Here is a 21421-nt window from a genome sequence, read left to right on the forward strand (position 1 = left end):
TACGTCGTCAGGGTCGGGCCAGACCACCCTTGACCAGTGCGGCGTGCAGCTGCAGGCACAACCGGGCCACCGCTGCCTCGTCCTTGGCCCGGCCGGCCGGGCGGCGCGTGCTCATGGCCTGCTCCACGAGCCCGACCTCACGGTCGGCCGCCGTGCGGAACGGGCGCAGGTGCCGTGCCTCGATCCCGTATGCCGCGAGGCCGGCCGCCGCATGCGCTGCCTGGAGGTCGGCACCGGTGAAGTGGCCGTCGGGGTCGGACCGAAGGACACCGAAGCCCTCGAGCGAGGTGATGGTCGCGAGGTCGAGCCCGGTGGAGGAGGACAGCTCGTCGCGGGTCAGGCGGACCTCGCGTCCGGCGACGAGGCTGGCCTCGTCGGGGACGTCCGGGTCGACCTCGGGACCGGGAGGCCTCGGACGCGCGTCGGCGTCGAGGGCGGGCTCGAGGCCCCGGTCGAGCGCGTCGAGGGCGTCGCGGATGACCTTGAGCGGCCAGAACCGGTCGCGCTGGGCGCGCAGCACGTAGCGAAGCCGGTCGACGTCGGACGCCGAGTAGGTCCGGTAGCCCGCCGGTGTCCGGCTCGGCTCCACGAGCCCCTCGACCTCGAGGAAGCGGATCTTGGAGATGCTGACCTCGGGGAACTCCTCACGCAGGGCGTCGAGGACCTTGCCGATGGTCAGCGGCCGCTCAGGCCTGCTTGGCGGCATAGAAGACGAGGCGGTACTTGCCGATCTGCACCTCGTCGCCGGTGCGCAGCAAGGACTCGTCGATGCGCTCCCGGTTGACGTAGGTCCCGTTGAGCGAGCCGACGTCCTTGACGACGAACTGGCCCTGAACGCGCTCGAAGGTTGCGTGCTGGCGAGAGACCGTGACGTCGTCGAGGAAGATGCCGCTCTCGGGGTGACGTCCCGACGAGACGACGTCGTCGTCGAGCAGGAACCTGGCGCCCGTGTTGGGGCCACGCAGGACGACGAGCAGGGCCGTGCCGGGGCGAAGTGCCTCGACGGTGGCCTGGTCGGCACGGGTGAGGACGTGCTCGCTCTCGTGGACGACCTCGGACTGCTCGAGCCCGGGCACCGCCTGGAAGCGCATCGTCGTCGACGACTCCGGCTCGGGCGCGGGGGTCTCGCGACTCTCGTCACTCATCTGTGCGGCTCCTTGTCTGTGGCGCTCATGACGCCGGTTCTCCACGGCTGCTCGTCTGGAGCACTCACCCTAGATGACCGCTCGAGGGATGAACAGGAGAAGTGCTGTGCAACGCCGCCGAATCAGCCGAGCTGCTGCTGGTAGGCCTCGACGTCGAGGAGCCCGTCGACCGCTGCGGGGTCACTGAGGCGCAGCTCGTACATCCAGCCCTCTCCGTAGGGGTCGGAGTTGACGAGCTCGGGCGAGGCGTCGAGCGCGGCGTTGACGGCGACGATCTCGCCCGCGACCGGGGCGTAGAGGTCGCTGACCGACTTGGTCGACTCGACCTCACCGCACGCGTCACCCACGGCGACGGAGTCGCCCACGGCGGGAAGGCTGACGTAGACGACGTCGCCGAGTGCGTCCTGGGCGAAGGAGGTGATGCCGATGCGCACGCTGCCGTCCTCGTTCGAGCGCACCCACTCGTGCTCGGCGGTGTAGCGCAGGTCGCTCGGGTACTCGAGGTCGCTCATCGTTGGGCTCCTTCAGGTTCGGTTCAGGACGTGGTCGGACTGGGAACGGGTCGAGCGTACTGAGGCTCGGAAACGGTCTGCAATGCGGACACCGTCACGGTGTCCTTGGCCTGGACGTCGGCCTGCCCACCCACGCTGCGGACGGAGTTCGTGACTCCCCCGGGGATCTCCATCGCCGAGGCGAGCGTCGAGCCGTCACCGATGGCCGTCACGACGTAGGGCGCCGTGACCTTCTTGCCGGAGATGGCGATCCCACCATCCTTGTCGGCGAAGTAGGTGTTGGCCACCACGCGGACGCCGTTGATCTGGACGGCCTCGGCTCCGGCGTCCCGCAGCTCCTGCAGCGCGTCGAGCAGTAGAGGGGCGGTGACGCCGTCCTCGGGGTCGCGGATCGTGAGCACGATGCCCGGCCCGCGGGCCGGCACCGTGCCGGCCAGGATGGCGAGCGAGTCGAGACGCTGCTGCGCGGCCTTCTGGGCCTCGGCGAGGCTGGTGGTGTCGCTCTTGAGCCGGTCGCGTGAGGACCTCAGGGTCTGGATCTCGTCGGCCAGCCGGTTGCCGTCCTGGTCGACGGTGTCGAGGATGCGGATGAGCTCGTCCCCACGCAGGTTCTCCAGCCCCTCGATCGAGGTCTGGTGCACCTGGGCGGCGATGGCGAAGCCAAGGCCGAGGGCCAGCAGCGTGGCCAGGACGTTGGCCTTCGTCGGGCGCGGACGGCCCGCACGGCCCAGCCGGTGCCAGGCGGTGCCGGACCTCGGCGACGGCGTCGGCGGAGGTGTGCTGGAACTCATGGCCGGGGGCTCACGCGTTGAAGAGGTGCCGGCGGATGGAGGCGACGTTGGAGAAGATGCGGACGCCGAGCACGACGACGACGCCGGTCGAGAGCTGGCTACCCACGCCGAGCTGGTCGCCGAGGAAGACGATGAAGGCCGCGACCACGACGTTGGACAGGAACGAGATCACGAAGACCTTGTCGTTGAAGATCCCGTCGAGCACCGCCCGCACCGCACCGAAGACCGCGTCGAGGGCGGCGATGACGGCGATGGGCAGGTAGGGCTGCAGCCACACGGGCACCTCGGGCTGCATGAGCACGCCTGCGACGATGCCGATGACCAGGCCCAGCGCGGGGATCACGGGGACTCTCCTTCGGACGGCGGCGTGGATGCGCCCTCGACCTTATCCGCGACCGTGGCTGCCCTGGTACCGAGCGTCGCCGACGCCGGAATCGTGATCTCCCGGCTGACCTTGGTCTCGACACGGATGCCGAACGAGCTCTTGAGGGTCGACAGGTAGGTGCCGCCGTTGCCATCGGCGAACGTGGCCGGCATGGAGCCCGGGTCGCCGATGGCGCTGATGACGTAGGGCCGCTTGAGCGGTCGGTAGTCGACGAGGATCGCCTCCCCGGCGAAGCGGATGGAGGCGGTGGAGGTCAGCCGCTGGCCGTTGACGGCCACGGCTTCGGCACCGGCCTCCCAAAGGCTGTTGGTGAGGATCTGCAGGTCGCGGGCGATGACCTTGCCGTCGGTCGAGGCCGCCTCCGCGCGGGGGTCGCTGTTGGTCCCGCCCTCATCGGTGGTCGGGGCATCGTCGACGGTCACGACGAAGCCCGGTCCACGCACGGGCACGGCACCGGCGACGAGTGAGAGGCGCTCGACGTCCTGGGCCAGCGACTCACTCACGTCGCGCAGGGTCTCGGCGTCGAGGGCCGCGATCTCGGAGCGCAGCGCCCCGGCCTGCGCTGCTCGCGTGTCGACGATCTTCTGCTGGCTCTCGATGCGCTGGATGAGGCTGGCCTTGGTGCGTTGCCTGGTCGTCTCTCCCCCGCGCAGCTGGATGGCGGCGATCCCCACGAGCACGCCGATGACGACCGCGAACACGATGAGCGCCGGCGACCGCAGGCCGGTGGCGCGTGGCAGCCCCGCCTCCTCGCGCCGCTCGGCGGCCGCGGCGTAGCCGGGGTCGAGCGGTCGCTCCAGCATGGAGGTGATGAGGGTCATCGAGGCGTCCGGCCGGCGCTGCGGGGACGGCGCCTGCGGAGTCGGTGCCTGCGGGATCGGTGCCTGCGGGGTGCCTGGTTGCGGACTCACGGGGCACCGCGGCGAGCGATGAGCTGCCGCAGCTGCACGGCATACAGGACTCCGGCGACCCAGTACAGGACGGTGCCCCACCACGCGAAGCCCCACCCGACCGGCCGCGCGAACGACGCGAGCCAGCCGTCGCCGTCGGCCATGAGCAGGGCCGGGAACGAGTACAGGAGGTTGAAGGTCGCGGCCTTGCCGATGAAGTGCACGGGCAGGCCCACCCAGCCGTAGCGCTTCGCGATGAGCACCACGACGGCCATGAACGCCTCACGGGCGAAGAGCACCGCCACCAGCCACCAGGGGATGATGTCGCGCCACGCGAGCCCGACGAGGGTGGTGACGATGTAGAGGCGGTCCGCGATGGGGTCGAGCAGCTGGCCGACCCGCGAGACCAACCCGTAGTGGCGGGCGATCTTGCCGTCGAGGTAGTCGGTGACACCGGACGCCATGAGGATGACGAGGGCGATGGCGTCGTGCCGGGTGGCGATGGCCCAGATGAACGCCGGGACGCCGAGCAGTCGCAGCGCGGACAGGACGTTGGGGAGGGTGAGGATGCGCTCCATCGGGGCGCTGTCGGTTCCCCGAACGCTCTCACCGGCAGTCATGCCCGCAGCCTATGTGTTCCTGTCTAGAGTCGGCCCATGACTCCCCGCATCCTCGCCGGCGACGCCTCGACCTGGCGCGCGCGCCGCACCGGTGTGAAGTGGGGCCTGTACGACGACGACGTGCTGCCCCTGTGGGTGGCGGAGATGGACGCGGCACCGTGCGAGCCCGTCGTCGAGGCGGTCACTGCCGCGCTGCGCCGCGGGGACACCGGCTACCCGCTCGGCCGGGACTTCGTGGCGGCGGCCGTGGCGTATGCCGGCCACACCTGGTCCTGGGCGATCGACACCTCCCGCATCTCTCCCGTCGCGGACGTCATGATCGGCCTCAGTGAGATCCTGCGACGGGCCACCTCGCCGGGCGGGCCCGTCGTCGTGTCCTCCCCGGTCTACAACGCGTTCTTCGACTTCGTCGACATGACCGGGCGCCGGATCGTCGACGCTCCCCTGTCCCCCGGCGGGCGGCTCGACCTGGGGGCCCTGGACCGCACGTTCGGCGAGCTGGCAGCAGGCGGCGAGCGGACGGCATACCTGCTGTGCAACCCCCAGAACCCCACTGGCACGGTGCACACGAGGGATGAGCTCACCGGCCTGGCCGAGGTCGCCAACCGTCACCGGGTGCTGGTCGTCTCGGACGAGATCCACGCACCGATCGTCCACGACGGGGTGTTCACGCCCTTCCTGACGGTGCCCGGAGGCGAGCGTGCGGTGAGCCTGTTCGCTGCCTCCAAGGCGTGGAACCTCGCCGGGCTGCGGTCCGCCGTCGTGGTCCTCGGCGCAGAGGCACCCAGCGAGGTGACCCTCCACGAGGTGCACAGCCACGGTGCGAGCCACCTCGGGCAGGTGGCCGCCGTCGCCGCCTGGACTCACGGGCGCGCGTGGCTGGGCCAGGTCATCGAGGAGGTCGGCGCCAACCGCGAGCTGCTCGCTCGCCTGCTCTCGCAGCACCTCCCGGACATCGGGTATGCCGTGCCCGCCTCCACCTACCTGGCATGGCTCGACTGCCGCGCGCTCGACTGGGGCGAGGACCCGGCTGTGGTGCTGCGCGAGCGCGGGCGCGTGGCGTTCTCGTCGGGGCCGTCGTTCGGGCAGACCGGTCGCGGCTTTGTCAGGGTCAACCTGGCCACGTCCCCGGAGATCCTCACCGAGGCCGTCGAACGCATGGCCACCGTCGCATGAACCAGGACGTGAGGCGCTGGCTGCTCTCGTCGACGGAGCGCGACAACCCCCACACCCGCGTCGACGACGCCCATCCCGGTGCGCAGGCCTGGTCCACCGGCAACGTCGTGAGACCGCTGGTCGACGGCGCCGACTACTTCGCCGAGCTCCACCGCGTGCTCGAGGCCACGACAGAGGGTGACCTCGTGCTCTTCGCCGGCTGGCAGGTCGACGGCGACGAGCGCCTCACCGACGACCCCTCCAGCGCCGTCCTGACCGTCCTCGACCGAGCCGAGAACCGGCGGGTCCAGGTGCGGGGGCTGGTCTGGCGCTCGCACACCGACCAGATCGACTTCGCGGCGGAGGAGAACCGCGAGGTCGCCGAGGCGCTCGCGGACGAGGACGACGAGCACGCCGAGGTGCTGCTGGACATGCGTGTCCGTCGCAGCGGCGCACACCACCAGAAGTTCGTGGTCGTCCGCCACCGTGACGACCCCAGCCGCGATGTCGCGTTCGTGGGCGGCATCGACCTGGCCTCCTCGCGGCGCGACTCCTCCTCGCACCACGGTGACCCGCAACCGGACCCACTGGCGGCGGACTACGGGCCTCGTCCGGCGTGGCACGACGTGCACTGCGCCATCAGCGGGCCGGCGGTCGCCGACGTCGAGACCGTGTTCCGTGAGAGGTGGGAGGACCCCAGCCCGCTGACACCGGCGTTGCACTCGCGCCTGCGCGACAAGCTGAGCAAGGTTCGCGACACCCCGACGCCGCTGCCACCGCAGAACCCTCCACCTCCGCCCGTGAAGGATGGGGCCCACGTCGTCCAGCTGCTCCGCACCTATCCACACCTGCGCCGGGGACGGGCCTACCCCTTCGCGCCGTCAGGTGAGCGCTCCATCGCCCGGGCCCACCGCAAGGCCGTCGCCCAGGCCCGCGACCTCATCTACGTCGAGGACCAGTACCTCTGGTCCTCGAGCATCACCGCCGCCTTCGCGGACGCACTCGCTGCCAACCCCCGTCTCCACATGGTGGCGGTGCTCCCCCACCGGCCCGACGTCGAGGGCGTGGGCGAGCGGATGCAGTGGGAGGGACGGCAGCAGGCCATCGAGCAGCTCACGGCAGCCGCACCGGGTCGTTTCGCGGCCTACGGCATCGAGAACACCACGGGATGGCCGATCTACGTGCACGCCAAGGTCGTGGTCGTCGACGACTGGTACGCCACCATCGGCTCGGACAACGTCAACCGCCGGTCCTGGACGCACGACTCCGAGCTGGCCGCCCTCGTCATCGAGGACGCCGGGCTGGACCACTCGCCCTATGCGCGCTCATTGCGGCTGCGCCTGGCAGCTGAGCACCTGGGCCGTCCACTGTCCGGTGGGGCGCACGAGCGCGCGATGGCCGACTGCGTGTCCGGTCCGGCGATGTTCGAGGCGTTCGCGGCGTGCGCTTCGGCCCTGCAGTCCTGGCACGAGGGCGGCATGCTCGGTCCACGCCCGACAGGCCGGCTGCGACCGCTCGCCGCTCCGTCGATGAGGCCGTGGCGTCGCCGCGGTCTCGAGGTGCCGCAGCGGCTGCTCGGTGACCCCGACGGGCGCCCGCGACAGCTGCGCTCCCGACAGGAGTTCTGAGGTTCCCGGCGCACGTCCCCGGTCCTGCGGAACGCGTCACCCGTGACGCCCTTGGCAGGACCGAGGACCGATTCGGCCGGGGCGACACCCATGGGATATGGTTTCGTTCGCTTGAGCGGCAACGCGAGAGCAAGCCACGGGCTGTGGCGCAGCTTGGTAGCGCACTTGACTGGGGGTCAAGGGGTCGCAGGTTCAAATCCTGTCAGCCCGACCACATGATGTCGCAGGACATCGGCAAGAACCCCGGACCCTCGAGAGGGTTCGGGGTTTCGTGATCTCGGGACAGTCGACGCGACCGGCTCCTACAGTTGACGCACCCGACCTCCGGGAGCGCCTGTGTACGTCTCGATCCGCAACCTGCCGCTCGGCCGGCGCTCCAGCGTGCGGACCGACCCGCGGGCCCGGCGGGCCGCCCCCCGGGTGGTGGTCCTGCTCGGCCTGACCAGTCTCCTCACCGACGTCTCCTCCGAGATGCTCACGGCGGTGCTCCCGGTCTTCCTCGTCCTGCAGCTGGGGCTCTCCCCCGCCCAGTTCGGGCTCGTCGACGGGCTCTACCGAGGAGTCTCGGTCGTCTCGAGGCTCGGCGCCGGGGTGGTGTCCGACCGGCTGGGCCGACCCAAGCTCGTGGCCTCCGCTGGGTACGCGCTCTCGGCCGTGACCCGACCCCTGTTGCTCGTCGCCTCGACGGCGGTCGGCGTGGCGGGGCTCATCTCCGTCGACCGCGTCGGCAAGGGGATCCGCACCTCTCCGCGCGACGCGATGATCGCCGCTGCCTCCCACCCCGAGGACCTGGGCTGGAACTTCGGTGTCCATCGCGCCCTGGACACCATCGGCGCGATGATCGGCCCGCTCATGGCGTTCGGCATCCTTCTCCTGTTGCCGGGGGACTACGACGCGGTCTTCGTCGTCAGCACGGCCTTCGCGTTCCTCGGGCTGGCCGTCCTCGTCCTCCTGGTCCCGGCGCGGAACCCGGTCGAGAGTGCAGCGGTGCCGCTCGTGGCCGCGCCGCCGCGGCTCACCGGGGCCGACCTGCGTGCCCTCCTTCAGCTGCGCCCCTTCGTACGTCGGGTCGGGCTCGCCGGCCTGCTCACCGTCTTCACCGTCAGCGACGCCTTCGTCTTCCTCGCCCTGCTCGACCGCGACGAGGACCTGGCGCGGGTGTTTCCCCTGCTCGCGGTCGGACTGGCGCTGGCCTACACGGTGTTCGCGCTGCCTGTCGGGCGGCTTGCCGACCGATGGGGGCGCATGCGCGTCTACCTCGCCGGGCACGTGGCCCTGCTCGCTGTGTATGCCGTGGTCGTCGGGCCCCTGGGGACGGTCTCCACGGTCGTGCTCGCACTCCTCCTCCTGGGGCTCTACTACGCCGCGACCGACGGAGTGCTGGCCGCCGCCGTCTCGTCGACGCTGCCCGAGGTGTCCCGGGCCTCGGGACTCTCACTGGCTGCCACCGTGGTGGCCTTCGCGGGATTCGTGTCGTCCCTGGGCTTCGGCATCCTCTCGGGCCGGCTCGGCGCGAACCCGGCCTACCTCCTCATGGGTGGTGGCCTGGCCCTGGCCCTGGGCGTCGCCGCGAGGGCCGTGTGGCGCACCTCGACCTCGGTGGCCGGCTGATGACGGCCACTCGGGTCCGGCTCGTCACCTTCGTGGTGGTGGCCGTGCTGACGATGGGCGGGGCACTCGGCTACCTCCTCCTGGCCGCACGCGGCGCGTCGACCGTCAAGGCGCCGACGTCCGCCACGTCGCCGTCCGCCGCGCCGGACACTCGCGGGGACTACATCGCCTTCCGGCGGACCGTGGCCGACCAGGGCTACGGCACCGTCGGCACGGTTCCCCTCGCAGACCCCGGCGCGACGCCCTCCCGTTCCGACCTCCAGTGCGAGCGGGTGCACATGAGCCGTCGCGGCGGGATCTGCCTGCAGGTCGACCGGTCGGCGGTGACGACTGCACGCGTCCTGCTGCTGGGCCCGGACCTGTCGGTGCGCTACAGCCTGGCGACTCCTGGGATCCCCAACCGCGCACGTGTGTCCCCGGATGGCCGGTGGGCGGCCACCACCACCTTCGTCGTCGGCCACTCGTACTCGCAGGGCGGGTTCTCGACCCAGACCGAGATCTACGACATGGAGTCCGGCACCTCGCTCGGCAACGTCGAGAAGTTCTCGTTCACCCGCCACGCTCGCCCCTTCCACGCGAAGGACATCAACGTCTGGGGGGTCACCTTCGCCCCAGGAGGCACCTCCTTCTACGCCACCGTGATGACCGGCTCCACCCGTCACCTCGCGAAGGGCGACATCAGGGACCGCACCCTCGCCCTGCTCGACGTGGCGGCCGAATGCCCCTCCCTGTCACCCTCGGGCAAGCTGCTCGCCTACAAGAGTGCGACCGGCCCCACGACGTGGGAGGTCAAGGTCCGCACGCTCGCCGACGGTAGGGAGCGCGTGGTGCAGTCTCCCCGCAGCGTGGACGACCAGATCGAGTGGCTGGACGAGGGCCACGTCATGTTCGGGCTGGCGCCGGTCGGCGGCGGAGCGACCTCGGACGTGTGGGTGTCCCCGTCCGATGGCTCGGGCCCGGCAGAGGTGCTCATCCCCGGCGCGTGGTCACCTGCGGTGGTGCGCTGAGTGGCTACCCGAACCGGCGGAGCCTCGACGCCACCCCAGCGCCCACCGAGCGCAAGGGCCGGCGACGAAGCGCCTCAGCGGCGAGAGCGCTTCTCGCGAACCCGCACGGAGACCTCGATGGGCGTGCCCTCGAAGCCGAACTCCTCACGCAGGCGGCGCTCGACGAAGCGGCGGTAGCCCGCCTCGATGAAGCCGGAGGCGAAGAGGACGAAGCGCGGCGGCCGCGTCGACGCCTGGGTGGCGAAGAGGATGCGGGGCTGCTTGCCACCGCGCACCGGGTGCGGGTGACCGGCGACGATCTCGCCGAGGAACGCGTTGAGGCGGCCGGTGGGGACGCGGTAGTCCCAGGACTCGAGCGCCGTCTCGAGGGCAGGCACCAGGCGGTCCATGTGACGCCCGGTCGCGGCGGAGACGTTGACGCGCGGAGCCCACGGGATCTGCACGAGCTCACGCTCGATCTCGCGCTCGAGGTAGCGACGTCGCTCCTCATCGGTGAGGTCCCACTTGTTGTAGGCCACGACCAGTGCGCGGCCGGCGTCGACCACCTGCTGGATGACCCGGATGTCCTGCTCGGTGATCGCCTCGGAGGCGTCGACGAGCACGACGGCCACCTCGGCCTTCTCGAGTGCGGTCTGCGTGCGCAGCGAGGCGTAGAAGTCGGCGCCGCGGGTCTGGTGGACGCGACGACGGATGCCTGCGGTGTCGACGAAGCGCCACGTCTTGCCGCCCAGCTCGATGAACTCGTCGACGGGGTCACGCGTGGTGCCGGCCACGTCGTCGACCACGACGCGCTCGGATCCGGCGAGCTTGTTGAGCATCGAGGACTTGCCCACGTTGGGTCGACCGAGCAGCGCCACGCGACGCGGCCCGCCGCGCTGGTAGGCACTGACCGCGGACGTGTCCGGCAGGACGTCGAGGATGGCGTCGAGGACGTCACCGCTCCCCCGGCCGTGCAGCGCCGACACGGGCCAGGGCTGGCCCAGCCCAAGGTTCCACAGGGCGGCGGCGTCCGCCTCGGTGCGCTGGTCGTCGACCTTGTTGGCCACGAGGATGACGGGCTTGCCCGAACGGCGCAGCAGCTTGACGACACTGGCGTCGTCGTCGGTGGCACCCACGACGGCGTCGACGACGAAGAGGACGGCGTCCGCGAGCTCGACCGCGATCTCGGCCTGCTCCGCGACCCGCAGGTGGATGCCCTTGGCGTCGACGGACCAGCCCCCGGTGTCGACGAGGGTGAAGCGGGTCCCGGTCCACTCGGCGTCGTAGGCGACGCGGTCACGCGTCACGCCGGGCACGTCCTCGACCACCGCCTCGCGGCGACCGATGATGCGGTTGACCAGCGTCGACTTGCCCACGTTGGGCCGGCCCACGACGGCGACGACCGGCACGGCACCCTCGAACGCGTCGTCGTCGATGGCGTTGTCGCCACGGTCGACGAGTGCGAGGTCCTCCTCGCTGAGCTCGAAGTCGTCCAGGCCGGCACGCAGGGCGTGCGTGACGGACTCGTCCAGCGCCCCATCGTCAGCCACGGTCTCGTCGGTGTCGGGGGTGTTCATGCCATCCATTCTCCCTCAGGTCACCGCATGCTCGGTCCCGGAGGCCAGCGGGCGCGGCCACCGGCAGCGCGCCAGCCGGTATGCCGTCCGCCCTTGGTCACCGAATGTCGGGCTGCGCGTGTCCCGCGACGGAGGCGACGACGGCCAGCACCGCCTCGACGCTCTCGTCGAAGTCGAGGTCCGAGGTGTCGACGGTGACGACCCCGTCGGCCGCCACGGTGAACTGCGAGACGGCGGAGTCGTCGCGGTCGCGACGCAGGACCTGGTCACGGGTCGCCGCGATGGCTGCCTCGTCGGCGCTGCCGTGGACCTCGGCCGACCGTCGACGCAGGCGCGCCTCCTCGCTGGCGGTGAGCAGGAGTCGCACGAGGGCGTCGGGCGCGACGACCGTGGTGATGTCGCGTCCCTCCGCCACGACACCGCCGGTCTGCGCCGCGATGGCGGCCATCCGGTCGCGCTGGGCCTGCTGGAGGATCGGGCGGACACCGGTGTTGGTGGCCACCTTGGAGACCTCGGAGCTGATGGCGGTCGTGCGGATGTCGTCGGTCACGTCGGTGCCACCGACGACGACCCGCTGGTCCTGCGGGTCGGTCGACAGCTCGAGCGGCATGCCCTGTGCCGCAGCGACGACCGCGGTCTGGTCCGTGAGCTCGACGCCCTGGTCCAGGCACCACCACGTGAGCGCGCGGTACATCGCACCGGTGTCGAGGTATCCCACGCCGAGGCGTCCCGCGACGGCCTTGGAGACACTGGACTTGCCCGACCCCGAGGGCCCGTCGATGGCGATGGTGAGGGGTGCGGGGGCGCTCGTCATGGCGGACAGCCTAGGTGGTCGGCGAAGCGACCTCAGCCGTGCAGACGCCAACCCCGCTGCTCCAGCCCGTCGGAGAGCGCGGCTGCCGCTGCGGGCACGACGTCGATCTCGGCGAGACCGAACGCCTGGCCCAGTCCGTGGTCGAGGTGGAACTCCTCGATGTTGGTCCCGGTGGAGCCGACGTCGGCGAACAGCCGCCCGAGCTGGCCCGGCTCGTCCGGGATGAGCACCCGGACGGTCGCGTATGCCGTGGGTGCCGCTCCGTGCTTGCCGGGGATGCGTGCGTGGCCGGCGTTGCCTGCCGCGATGGCCCGGGCCAGCGTCCCGCGCGCGCCCGGTGCGTCGTCATCGGCACCGAGCGCCTCGAGGGCCTCGATGACCCCGTCGAGGTCGCCGGCGAGCGAGACAAGGACCTCGCGCACTGCCGTGGCATTGCCCGACAGGATCTGGGTCCACAGGTGGGGGTCGCTGGCCGCGATGCGGGTGACGTCACGGATCCCCTGCCCGGACAGGGCGACCGAGGACTCTGCGAGGTGCTCCAGGCGCGCCGCGACGAGGCTGGCCATGAGCTGGGGCACGTGCGACACCGAGGCGACGGCCGCGTCGTGCTCGACCGGTTCAAGCGTGAGGACCTCGGCGCCGACGGACCGGGCGACCTCCGCGACGAGGGCGCGCGCGTCGGCGCCGGTCTCCGGGGTGGGCGTGAGGACCCACGCCCGTCCGTGGAAGAGGTCGTGCCGCCCTGCGACGGCGCCGCTGCGCTCGCGACCGGCCATCGGGTGCGAGCCGCAGAAGCGGGTCAGGTCGGCTCCGCGAGAACGCAGGCCGTCGATGACGAGCCCCTTGACCGAGGCGACGTCGGTGACGACCGCTGCCGGCCAGCGCTCCAGGGCCGCGGCGACACACGCCGCGGTGACGTCCGGCGGGGTGGCGACCACCACGAGGTCAGGTTCGGCGGCCGTGGAGGTCTGACCGGCGCCGAGGTCCCGGGCCAGCGCAGCGTTGGTGCTCGACAGGTCCTCGAGCGTCACCGTGCCACCGGAGCGTGTCAGCGCCAGCCCCAGGCTGGTCCCGATCAACCCGGTGCCGATGATGTGCACGCCGGCCGGCACCCGGCGCTCGGTCACATCCCCGCCGCGGTGTGGAGGTCGCCGACCTCACCCTTGGTGAGGCGGCGGAACTTGCCGGGCTTGGTGTCGCCGAGCCGGATCGGTCCGATCTGGGTGCGCACCAGTGAGAGGACCGGGAAGCCTGCCTCGGCGAGCATGCGGCGAACGATGTGCTTGCGCCCCTCGTGCAGGACCACCTCGACGATCGCCTTGCCGGGCTGGTGGTCGACGACGCGGAACGAGTCGACCTTGACCGGACCGTCCTCGAGCTCGATGCCCTCGCGCAGCCTCTTGCCGAGGTCGCGCGGGACCGGTCCGCGAATCTGCGCGAGGTAGGTCTTGAGCACGCCGTACTTGGGGTGCTGCAGACGGTGGGCGAGGTCGCCGTCATTGGTCAGCAGCAGCAGTCCCTCGGTGTCGGAGTCGAGTCGCCCGACGTGGAAGAGGCGCTCCTTGCGGTCGCCGAAGTAGTCGCCGATGTCGATGCGCCCGAGGTCGTCGTTCATCGAGGTGACGACGTTGAGCGGCTTGTTGAAGGCGAGGTAGACCCGGGTCTCGTCGAGCGTGACCCGCACGCCGTCCACGTGGACGACCTGCTCGGCATTGATGCGCACCCCGAGCTCGGTGACGACCTGTCCGTCGACTTCCACCCGGCCCTCGGTGATCATCTGCTCGCAGACCCGGCGTGAGCCCACGCCGGCAGAGGCGAGGAGCTTCTGGAGGCGGATGCCGTCGGGGTCGTGCACGTCGACCTTGGCCTGCTTGGGCCGGTTGGGCAGGCCCGTGGGCTGGCTCTTCTTGGTCGTGCCCACGCCGCGCGCGCGACCGGCCCCACCTGCACCGGGACGTCCGCCCGAGGCGGGTCCGCGTCCACTGCTGCTGCCGGACTTCTTCGCGGGTCCGCCGCGTCGGTTCTGCGGCGGGGTCATGCCCGGCCGCTCTCTGCGATCTCGTCGAGCATGTCGACCTCCGGAAGGTAGGGAGCCAGGGCTGGTAGGTCATCGAGCGTCTGCAGGCCGAGCCGCTCGAGGAAGTAGGACGTGGTGCCGTAGAAGGTGGCGGTCGACTCCTCGTCGGTGCCGACCTCCTCGATCAGGCCGCGAGTGAGCAGGGTCCGGACGACGCCGTCGACGTTGACACCGCGCACCGCCGAGACCCGCGCTCGGGACACCGGCTGCCGGTAGGCGATGACGGCCAGGGTCTCGAGGGAGGCCTGGGTGAGCTTGGCCTGCTGCCCCGCGAGGATGAACTTGCTGACGACCGGTGCGTAGTCGGACCGGCTGTAGATGCGCCAGCCACCACCGACCTGCCGCAGGGTGAAGCCCCGCTGCTGCGCGGCATACCCCTCCTCGAGCTCGGCCAGGGCGCTCTCGACGTCCGGGACCGGGATCTCCAGGGCGGAGGCGATCTCGAGCTCGGTCACGGGCTCGTCGACCACCATGAGGACGGCCTCGATCGCGCTGCGCAGGCCCCCCGGGTAGTCGTTGACGTCGAAGGCCAGCTGGTCCTGCGGAACCTCCGGCGCGATGCCCTCGTCGGCCCCGTCAGCAGGCCCCAGCTCCGGGTCGGCGGTCTCGGTCACGGGTGTCTCACTCATGGTCAGCCTCTCGCTGATCGGTGGGGGAAGCGCTCTCGTCGAACTCGTCGACGACCTCGATGTCACCCTCCATCGGCCCGGTCCAGCGGACGGTGAGCTCGCCGAGGGCCTCGGCCTGCTCGAAGCTGATGGAGGACTCACGGAACAGCTCGAGCAGGGCGAGGAAGCGGGCGACGATGACCAACGTGCTGTCGGCGTCACGCACCAGGCTGCGGAAGGACGATACGCCCTCGCGGCGCAGCCGCTCGCCGATGATGCTCGCCTGCTCGCGCACGCTCACGGCGGGTGCGTGCAGGTGGCCGAGCCCGACGGTGTCGGGGACCTTGGGGGTGAGCGCGGCGGCCGCGATCATGGCCAGCTGGTCGGGGGTGATCGTCATGACGAGCTCGGGCAGCAGCTTGGCGAACTGCGGCTCGATGGTGGCCTGCCGCGCTGTCATCCGCCCTGCGGACGCCATGCGCTCGTCGAAGGTGCGGGCGATGTCCTTGAAGGCGCGGTACTGGAGCAGGCGTGCAAAGAGCAGGTCGCGCGCCTCGATGAGCGCGAGGTCGTCCTCGTCCTCGGGGCCCGCCTGCGGGAGCAGCCGGGCAGCCTTGATGTCGAGCAGCGTCGCGGCGACGAGGAGGAACTCCGAGGCCTGCGACAGGTCCCAGACATCACCGCCCTTGGCCTGCTCGGCCTTGATGTGCGAGATGAACTCGTCGGTCACCTTGGCCAGGGCGATCTCGGTGATGTCCAGCTTGTGCTTGGAGATGAGACCGAGGAGGAGGTCGAACGGCCCGGAGTACACGTCGAGGTGGACCTCGAAGGCCGTCGTGGCTGCCCGGCGGGTGAGAACTCCGCCGGGGGCCTCGGTCATGGTGTCAGGCTGCTCCGCCACGACTGATGAGCTCTCTGGCCAGCTGCCGGTAGGCACTCGCGCCCTTGTGGGTCGAGTCGTAGGTCGTGATCGGCTCGGCCGCGAGGGACGCGTCCGGGAACTTCACCGTGCGGCTGATGACCGTGTGGAAGACGCGGTCGCCGAAGTGCTCGACGACGCTCGCCACGACCTCCTTGGAGTGCAGGGTGCGGCTGTCGTACATCGTCGCCAAAATGCCGTCGACCTCGAGGCGCGGGTTGAGGCGGTCGGTGATCTTCTCGATCGTCTCGATGAGCAGGGCGACGCCGCGCATCGCGAAGAACTCGCATTCAAGCGGGATGAGCACGCCGTGCGCAGCCGTGAGGGCGTTGACCGTCAGCAGGCCAAGCGAGGGCTGGCAGTCGATGAGGATGACGTCGTAGTCGTCGAGCACCGGCCGCAGCACCCGGGCCAGGATCTGCTCGCGCGCCACCTCTCCGACGAGCTGGACCTCCGCAGCCGACAGGTCGATGTTCGCGGGGATGACGTCGAGGTTCGCGACCTTGGTCTTCTGGATGACGTCACGCACGTCGTGGCCGCGCTCGGTGATGAGGTTGTAGACGGTGACGTCGAGCTGGTGGGCGGGGATGCCGAGGCCCACCGACAGTGCGCCCTGCGGGTCGAAGTCGACGAGCAGGACCCGTCGGCCGTACTCGGCCAGCGTCGCGCCGAGGTTGATCGTCGTCGTGGTCTTGCCGACGCCACCCTTCTGGTTGCACATCGCGATGACGCGGGCCGGGCCGTGGCTGGCCAGCGGCGCCGGCTCGGGGAAAACGGGCATGGGACGGCCGGTCGGGCCCATCTGGCCACGTCCGGCGTCCTCGGTCCCGGGCAGGTGACCGTCGTGGCTCGCGGTGCTGGCGATCTCTTCCACCCCAGGGGTCTCATCCATTTCGGTCACCACGGCCTCGATGTTCGACGAATACATCTCTCTCCCGGAACTGGCGTGCAGGCGGTCAGCGTCCCGCTGATCGGCACGACACTATCAGCGGGCGCGGGGGTGACTTTGTGCGTAGACCTCGCGCAGCTGCTGCACCGTGACGAGCGTGTAGACCTGCGTCGTCGTCACGGACGCGTGTCCCAGCAGCTCCTGGACGACGCGCACGTCGGCACCGCCCTCGAGCAGGTGGGTCGCGAACGAGTGCCGCAGGGTGTGCGGTGACAGGTGCCCGGAGAGGTCGGCTCGGCTCGCCGCGGCCCGCAGGATGGACCAGGCACTCTGGCGCGAGAGCCGCGAGCCCCGTTGGTTGAGGAAGATCGCGGGTGTCCCCCTGCCCTTCGTCGAGAAGGTGCCACGCCCACGGACGAGGTATGCCGTGAGCGCCGCCTTGGCGTACGACCCCAGTGGCACGAGCCGCTGCTTGCCCCCCTTGCCCTCGAGGCGCACCACTGCCGCGTCCAGGTCGACGTCGTCGATGTCGAGTCCGACGGCCTCGGAGATCCGGGCACCCGTGCCGTAGAGCAGCTCGAGAAGCGCCTTGTCCCGCAGGGAGGCGGGGGTGTCGCCGACCGCCGCCGCGTCGAGCAGTCGCTCGACCTCGCTGACGCTGATCGCCTTGGGCAGCCTGGACGGCGGAGGTGGCGGACTGACCGCCGCCGCAGGGTCGGCGTCGACCTCGCCCTCGAGTACGAGGAACTTGTGCAGCCCGCGCACCGAGACCAGGGTGCGCGCGGCAGAGTTCGCCGCCAGTGGCGGGTGCTCGTCGTCGCCCTCGCGCAGCCGTGCGAGGAACTCGCTGACGTGCTGTTCGCTCACCTTGGCGGGATCGTCGATCCCGGTCACGGCGAGGTATGCCGTCCAGCGCGCCAGGTCGCGCCGGTAGGCCGTGAGCGTGTTGGCCGACAGGCCTCGCTCGACGTCGAGATGGGTCAGCCACGACCGCACCGAGCGCTCGACCGCGTTCAGGCCAACACCTCGGCGAGCTCCCGGTGCTCCAGGCCGTGGGCCTGCGCGACCGGGGCGTAGACGACCTCACCGGCGTGGGTGTTGAGGCCCTCCGCCAGCGCGGGGTCGCCACGCAGGGCCTGCTGCCAGCCCTGGTTGGCGAGGCGGACGGCATACGGCAGGGTGGCGTTGGTGAGGGCCCATGTCGAGGTGTTGGGCACGGAGCCGGGCATGTTGGCCACGCAGTAGAACGTCGACTCGTGGACCCGGTAGGTCGGGTCCGCGTGGGTCGTCGCATGGGTGTCCTCGAAGCAGCCGCCCTGGTCGACGGCGATGTCCACGAGGACCGATCCCGGCTTCATCGCGGCGACCATGTCGTTGGTGACGAGCCTGGGAGCCCTGGCGCCGGGGATGAGGACCGCACCGATGACCATGTCGGCCTCGAGCACCTGCTGCCGGACGGCGAGGGTGGAGCTGGCGAGCTGCTTGATCCTGTTCTGCCAGCGCCAGAAGACCATGCGCAGCTTGTCGAGGTCGGTGTCGAGCACGGTCACGTCGGCGCCCATGCCGAGCGCGATGTTGGCCGCGTTCTGCCCGGCCACTCCCCCGCCGAGCACCACCACCTTGGCGCTGGCCACCCCGCCGACGCCACCCATGAGGACCCCGCGGCCGCCGTTGGCCATCATCAGCGAGTGCGCTCCCACCTGGGGGGCCAGGCAGCCGGCGACCTCGGACATCGGGTAGAGCAGCGGCAGGAGCCCGTTGGGCAGCCGCACGGTCTCGTAGGCGATGGCCGTCGTCCCCGCCCTGACGAGCTCTCGAGTGAGTCCCCCCTCGGCAGCGAGGTGGAGGTAGGTGAAGAGCGTGAGGTCCTCTCGCAGCCGGTGGTACTCCTCCTGCACGGGTTCCTTGACCTTCATCACCATCTCGGCCTGGGCCCAGACGTCGTCGGCATCGTCGAGGATGCGGGCACCCTGCGCGACGTAGTCGTCGTCGGTGATGGAGGACCCGAGCCCGGCACCCGCCTGGATGAGGACCTCGTGCTCGTGCTTGACGAGCTCGTGCACCCCCACGGGGGTGATGCCGACGCGGTACTCGTTGTTCTTGACCTCGGTGGGAATCCCGATGCGCACCTGAGCACTCCTTTGTCCTGAGGCTGCGGTGGGTGTGCCGCGATGCGAGTCTAGGACGCGTGAAGCTCTATGCAGACCTGCCCGGACGCCGTCTCTGCCAGATCCTCGCCGACGTCGGCGTGCTCGCCTGGGTCGCCCTGTGGGCGTGGGTCGGTCACCGGGTCCACGACGTGACGATGGCCCTCGCGGAGCCGGGCCGACAGCTCCAGGACGCCGGGGCCGGCTTCCGCGAGAAGCTCAACGCGGCGGGCGACGGTGTCGACAACCTCCCCGTGCTCGACGACCGCGTCGCCGGGCCGTTCCGGTCCGCGGCGGGAGCCGGCACCGACATCGAGAAGGCCGGGACCGACCTCGTGAGCGCCGTGGAGCGGTTCGCCCTCCTCATCGGGTGGACGACCGCGCTCGTCCCGATCGTCATCGTCGTCCTCGTCTGGGCCTTCGCCCGCGGGCGGTTCGTGCGACGCGCTTCCGCCGCCCAGCACTTCATCGACGCCGACGAGGACCTCGACCTGTTTGCCCTGCGGGCCATGACCAACCAGCCGATGGCTGTACTGGCCAAGGTGTCGTCGGACCCCAGCGGCGCCTGGCGACGGGGCGACCGGGACACGATCACGGCGCTGGCGCTGCTCGAGCTCAAGGACTCTGGACTGCTGCCACCACGGACGGCCTGAGGTCCTGCGTCGGCGGTGTCCACGACGCCGGATCGGCGTCCACCTGCTCGCCGCTGCGGAGGTCCTTGACCTGGTGGGCGACGTCGCCGTCGCCGGGGAACCAGACGAAGGGAATCCCGCGGCGGTCGGCATACCGGATCTGCTTGCCGAACTTCGCGGCACTGGGCGCGACCTCGCAGGCGATGCCGCGGGAGCGCAGAGCCTGCGCCACCGCGGACGAGCTCCGACGCGACTGCTCCTCGACGACGGCGACGAGCACGGCAGCCGGCGTGGCGCGCGACGCGGTGACAAGACCCTTGCCGAGCAGGAGGCCGAGCAGCCTCGAGACGCCGATCGAGATCCCGACACCCGGGTAGGTCGTCTTCCCGTCGCTCGCGAGGGCGTCGTAGCGCCCACCCGAGCAGAACGACCCCCACGACTCGTAGCCCTCGAGCTGGGTCTCGTAGACCGTGCCGGTGTAGTAGTCGAGCCCGCGGGCGATCTTGAGGTCGGCGACCATCGCTCCCGGAGCGTTGTCAAGACCGCTCTGGATGACCGCAGCCAGTGCCTCGAGGCCCTCGTCGAGGGTGGGGTGCTCGACCCCCAGTGCACGCACCTGGTCGACGAACGACAGGTCCTCGGAGCGAATCGCTGCCAGCGCCAGGCACTGGTCGGCCTGCGCGGGGGTGCGACCGCCCTCCACGAGGAGGTCCCTGACCTTGGCGGGACCGATCTTGTCGAGCTTGTCGACGACGCGCAGCGTGCCGGCGATGTCGTCGATGCCGATGCCCTCGTAGAAGCCCTGGGGGATCTTGCGGTTGTTGACCTGGATCGTCATCCGACCCACCGGGAGCTTGCTGAAGATCTCGGCCATCACCAAGGGCATCTCGGCCTCGAAGTGGGGGCTCAGCTCTCCCACGTCGACGACGTCGATGTCGGCCTGGGTGAACTCGCGGTAGCGACCCTCCTGGGGCCGCTCCCCCCGCCACACCTTCTGGATCTGGTAGCGGCGGTACGGGAAGGTCAACCTGCCCGCGTTCTCGAGGACGAACCGGGCGAAGGGCACGGTGAGGTCGAAGTGCAGGCCCAGCCCTGGTTCGGCTCGACTCCCGGTCTCGGCATTCTGGTCGGCGAGGCGGGTGACCGCGTAGATCTCCTTGTCGGCGTCGCCGCCCTTGCCGACGAGTCGGTCGACCGGCTCGACGGCGCGCGTCTCGAGCGAGGTGAACCCGTGCAGCTCGAACGTCTCGCGGATGACGTCGAGGAAGTGCTGCTCGACGATCCGCTCGGAGGGGAGGTACTCGGGGAAGCCGCTGAGCCTGGTGACCTTCACGCGTTCAATCCTTGCAGGTAGGGGTTGGTGCTCCGCTCACGGCGCATGCTCGTGGCAGCGCCGTGACCGGGCAGGACCAGCGTCGAGTCGGGCAGGGGCAGCACGACCTCCCTGAGGGAACGCTGCATCGCCTTCTGGCTCCCGCCCGGCAGGTCGGTCCGGCCGATGGAGCCGGCGAAGAGCACATCACCGGTGACCATCGTGCGGTCGAGCTCCTCGGGCGCACGCACGCCCTCCGGGAGCCGCTCGAGGCCGAACATCACTGAGCCCTCGGTGTGACCGGGCGCGTGCAGCACCTCGAGGTCGAGGCCGGCCAGGGTGAGGGTCTCTCGGTCGACCACCTCGACGACGGTGCTCGGCTCGGTCCACGTGGCCTTGCGGCCGAACTGCTGCTCGAGCATGCCGACCAGCCCCTGGTCGAGGCCGCTGATGGGGTCGACGAGCCGGTAGCGGTCCTCCGAGTGGATGTATGCCGCCGCGTCCGCCCCGCAGACCGGCGTCACCGAGAAGACGTGGTCGATGTGCCCGTGCGTGAGCAGGACCGCTGCCGGCTTGAGCCGGTGCTCGGTGAGGACCTCACGCAGCGTCTCCTCGACCCCGATGCCCGGGTCGACGACCAGGCACTCCTCCCCCTCGCCCGTGGCGAGGACGTAGCAGTTGGTCCCGAAGGCCGCGGCAGGGAAGGCGATGGTCAACACGCCG

General features: G+C 70.7%; 23 protein-coding genes and 1 tRNA gene. 6 read left to right on the forward strand and 18 right to left on the reverse strand.

Annotated features, from left to right (window positions below; translation table 11 throughout):
* Positions 1-7: 7 nt before the first annotated feature.
* From ftsR to ASG74_RS13210, 7 genes are all read right to left on the reverse strand, one after another.
* A complete protein-coding gene (ftsR, locus tag ASG74_RS13180; protein WP_056144312.1) occupies positions 8-706 on the reverse strand; it encodes a transcriptional regulator FtsR in 699 nt (232 codons plus the stop codon).
* Positions 687-1145 (reverse strand): FHA domain-containing protein, encoded by a 459-nt coding sequence (locus ASG74_RS13185; protein ID WP_056144315.1) that lies wholly within the window; start codon positions 1143-1145, stop codon positions 687-689. Before ASG74_RS13185 ends, ftsR begins: the two co-directional genes overlap by 20 nt.
* Positions 1146-1267: 122 nt before the next feature.
* Positions 1268-1657, reverse strand: a complete 390-nt coding sequence (gene gcvH / locus ASG74_RS13190; protein WP_056144316.1) for a glycine cleavage system protein GcvH — start codon at positions 1655-1657, stop codon at positions 1268-1270.
* 23 nt (positions 1658-1680) lie between these two features.
* Entirely contained in the window at positions 1681-2448 is a 768-nt protein-coding gene (locus ASG74_RS13195) for a DUF881 domain-containing protein (protein ID WP_056144320.1), read from the reverse strand.
* 10 nt (positions 2449-2458) lie between these two features.
* Positions 2459-2791 carry a small basic family protein gene (locus ASG74_RS13200; protein ID WP_056144324.1) on the reverse strand — a complete coding sequence of 111 codons (333 nt, stop codon included), beginning with the start codon at positions 2789-2791 and terminating at the stop codon, positions 2459-2461.
* A complete protein-coding gene (locus tag ASG74_RS13205; protein WP_235498961.1) occupies positions 2788-3744 on the reverse strand; it encodes a DUF881 domain-containing protein in 957 nt (318 codons plus the stop codon). Before ASG74_RS13205 ends, ASG74_RS13200 begins: the two co-directional genes overlap by 4 nt.
* Positions 3741-4343, reverse strand: coding sequence for a CDP-alcohol phosphatidyltransferase family protein (locus ASG74_RS13210; protein ID WP_056144329.1), 603 nt, complete (start codon positions 4341-4343; stop codon positions 3741-3743). Before ASG74_RS13210 ends, ASG74_RS13205 begins: the two co-directional genes overlap by 4 nt.
* A gap of 36 nt (positions 4344-4379) precedes the next feature.
* On the opposite strand from ASG74_RS13210, the gene ASG74_RS13215 reads away from it, so the two are divergent.
* From ASG74_RS13215 to ASG74_RS13235, 5 genes are all read left to right on the forward strand, one after another.
* A complete protein-coding gene (locus ASG74_RS13215) occupies positions 4380-5519 on the forward strand; it encodes a MalY/PatB family protein (protein WP_056144332.1) in 1140 nt (379 codons plus the stop codon).
* Positions 5516-7126 carry a phospholipase D family protein gene (locus ASG74_RS13220; RefSeq protein ID WP_056144333.1) on the forward strand — a complete coding sequence of 537 codons (1611 nt, stop codon included), beginning with the start codon at positions 5516-5518 and terminating at the stop codon, positions 7124-7126. The genes ASG74_RS13215 and ASG74_RS13220 overlap by 4 nt, the downstream gene beginning before the upstream one ends.
* A 137-nt stretch (positions 7127-7263) precedes the next feature.
* Positions 7264-7340: transfer RNA gene (locus tag ASG74_RS13225), tRNA-Pro, on the forward strand.
* 122 nt (positions 7341-7462) lie between these two features.
* Positions 7463-8737 carry an MFS transporter gene (locus tag ASG74_RS13230; RefSeq protein WP_056144338.1) on the forward strand — a complete coding sequence of 425 codons (1275 nt, stop codon included), beginning with the start codon at positions 7463-7465 and terminating at the stop codon, positions 8735-8737.
* Entirely contained in the window at positions 8707-9744 is a 1038-nt protein-coding gene (locus ASG74_RS13235; RefSeq protein WP_056144341.1) for a hypothetical protein, read from the forward strand. The genes ASG74_RS13230 and ASG74_RS13235 overlap by 31 nt, the downstream gene beginning before the upstream one ends.
* A 74-nt stretch (positions 9745-9818) precedes the next feature.
* Here ASG74_RS13235 and der read toward each other — a convergent pair whose 3' ends face one another.
* From der to ald, 9 genes are all read right to left on the reverse strand, one after another.
* Positions 9819-11300 carry a ribosome biogenesis GTPase Der gene (gene der / locus ASG74_RS13240; RefSeq protein ID WP_442910088.1) on the reverse strand — a complete coding sequence of 494 codons (1482 nt, stop codon included), beginning with the start codon at positions 11298-11300 and terminating at the stop codon, positions 9819-9821.
* Between the two features lie 97 nt (positions 11301-11397).
* Positions 11398-12114 (reverse strand): (d)CMP kinase, encoded by a 717-nt coding sequence (gene cmk, locus ASG74_RS13245; protein WP_056144347.1) that lies wholly within the window; start codon positions 12112-12114, stop codon positions 11398-11400.
* A gap of 32 nt (positions 12115-12146) precedes the next feature.
* The gene (locus ASG74_RS13250; RefSeq protein WP_056144349.1) at positions 12147-13241 is read right to left on the reverse strand and encodes a prephenate dehydrogenase; all 1095 of its coding nucleotides are present in this window, start codon (positions 13239-13241) and stop codon (positions 12147-12149) included.
* Complete coding sequence (locus tag ASG74_RS13255) at positions 13238-14152, reverse strand: pseudouridine synthase (RefSeq protein ID WP_056144353.1); 915 nt, start codon at positions 14150-14152, stop codon at positions 13238-13240. Before ASG74_RS13255 ends, ASG74_RS13250 begins: the two co-directional genes overlap by 4 nt.
* A complete protein-coding gene (gene scpB, locus ASG74_RS13260; protein ID WP_056144358.1) occupies positions 14149-14820 on the reverse strand; it encodes an SMC-Scp complex subunit ScpB in 672 nt (223 codons plus the stop codon). The genes ASG74_RS13255 and scpB overlap by 4 nt, the downstream gene beginning before the upstream one ends.
* Positions 14813-15679, reverse strand: a complete 867-nt coding sequence (locus ASG74_RS13265) for a segregation and condensation protein A (RefSeq protein ID WP_082569737.1) — start codon at positions 15677-15679, stop codon at positions 14813-14815. Before ASG74_RS13265 ends, scpB begins: the two co-directional genes overlap by 8 nt.
* A gap of 4 nt (positions 15680-15683) precedes the next feature.
* A complete protein-coding gene (locus tag ASG74_RS13270) occupies positions 15684-16610 on the reverse strand; it encodes a ParA family protein (protein WP_056144793.1) in 927 nt (308 codons plus the stop codon).
* Between the two features lie 93 nt (positions 16611-16703).
* Positions 16704-17603 carry a site-specific tyrosine recombinase XerD gene (gene xerD, locus ASG74_RS13275; RefSeq protein ID WP_082569738.1) on the reverse strand — a complete coding sequence of 300 codons (900 nt, stop codon included), beginning with the start codon at positions 17601-17603 and terminating at the stop codon, positions 16704-16706.
* Positions 17604-17620: 17 nt separating this feature from the next.
* Positions 17621-18736 carry an alanine dehydrogenase gene (gene ald, locus ASG74_RS13280; protein WP_056144369.1) on the reverse strand — a complete coding sequence of 372 codons (1116 nt, stop codon included), beginning with the start codon at positions 18734-18736 and terminating at the stop codon, positions 17621-17623.
* 59 nt (positions 18737-18795) lie between these two features.
* Here ald and ASG74_RS13285 point away from each other — a divergent pair, with 59 nt between their 5' ends.
* Positions 18796-19407: a hypothetical protein gene (locus ASG74_RS13285; protein WP_056144371.1), complete on the forward strand. Its 612-nt coding sequence runs from the start codon at positions 18796-18798 to the stop codon at positions 19405-19407.
* Here the strand turns inward: ASG74_RS13285 and hisS are convergent.
* Complete coding sequence (gene hisS, locus ASG74_RS13290) at positions 19370-20719, reverse strand: histidine--tRNA ligase (protein WP_056144374.1); 1350 nt, start codon at positions 20717-20719, stop codon at positions 19370-19372. The genes ASG74_RS13285 and hisS overlap by 38 nt on opposite strands.
* Positions 20716-21417, reverse strand: a complete 702-nt coding sequence (locus ASG74_RS13295) for an MBL fold metallo-hydrolase (protein WP_056144795.1) — start codon at positions 21415-21417, stop codon at positions 20716-20718. The genes hisS and ASG74_RS13295 overlap by 4 nt, the downstream gene beginning before the upstream one ends.
* Positions 21418-21421: the final 4 nt, after the last annotated feature.

The organism is Knoellia sp. Soil729, from assembly GCF_001427985.1.
Lineage (GTDB): Bacteria > Actinomycetota > Actinomycetes > Actinomycetales > Dermatophilaceae > Knoellia.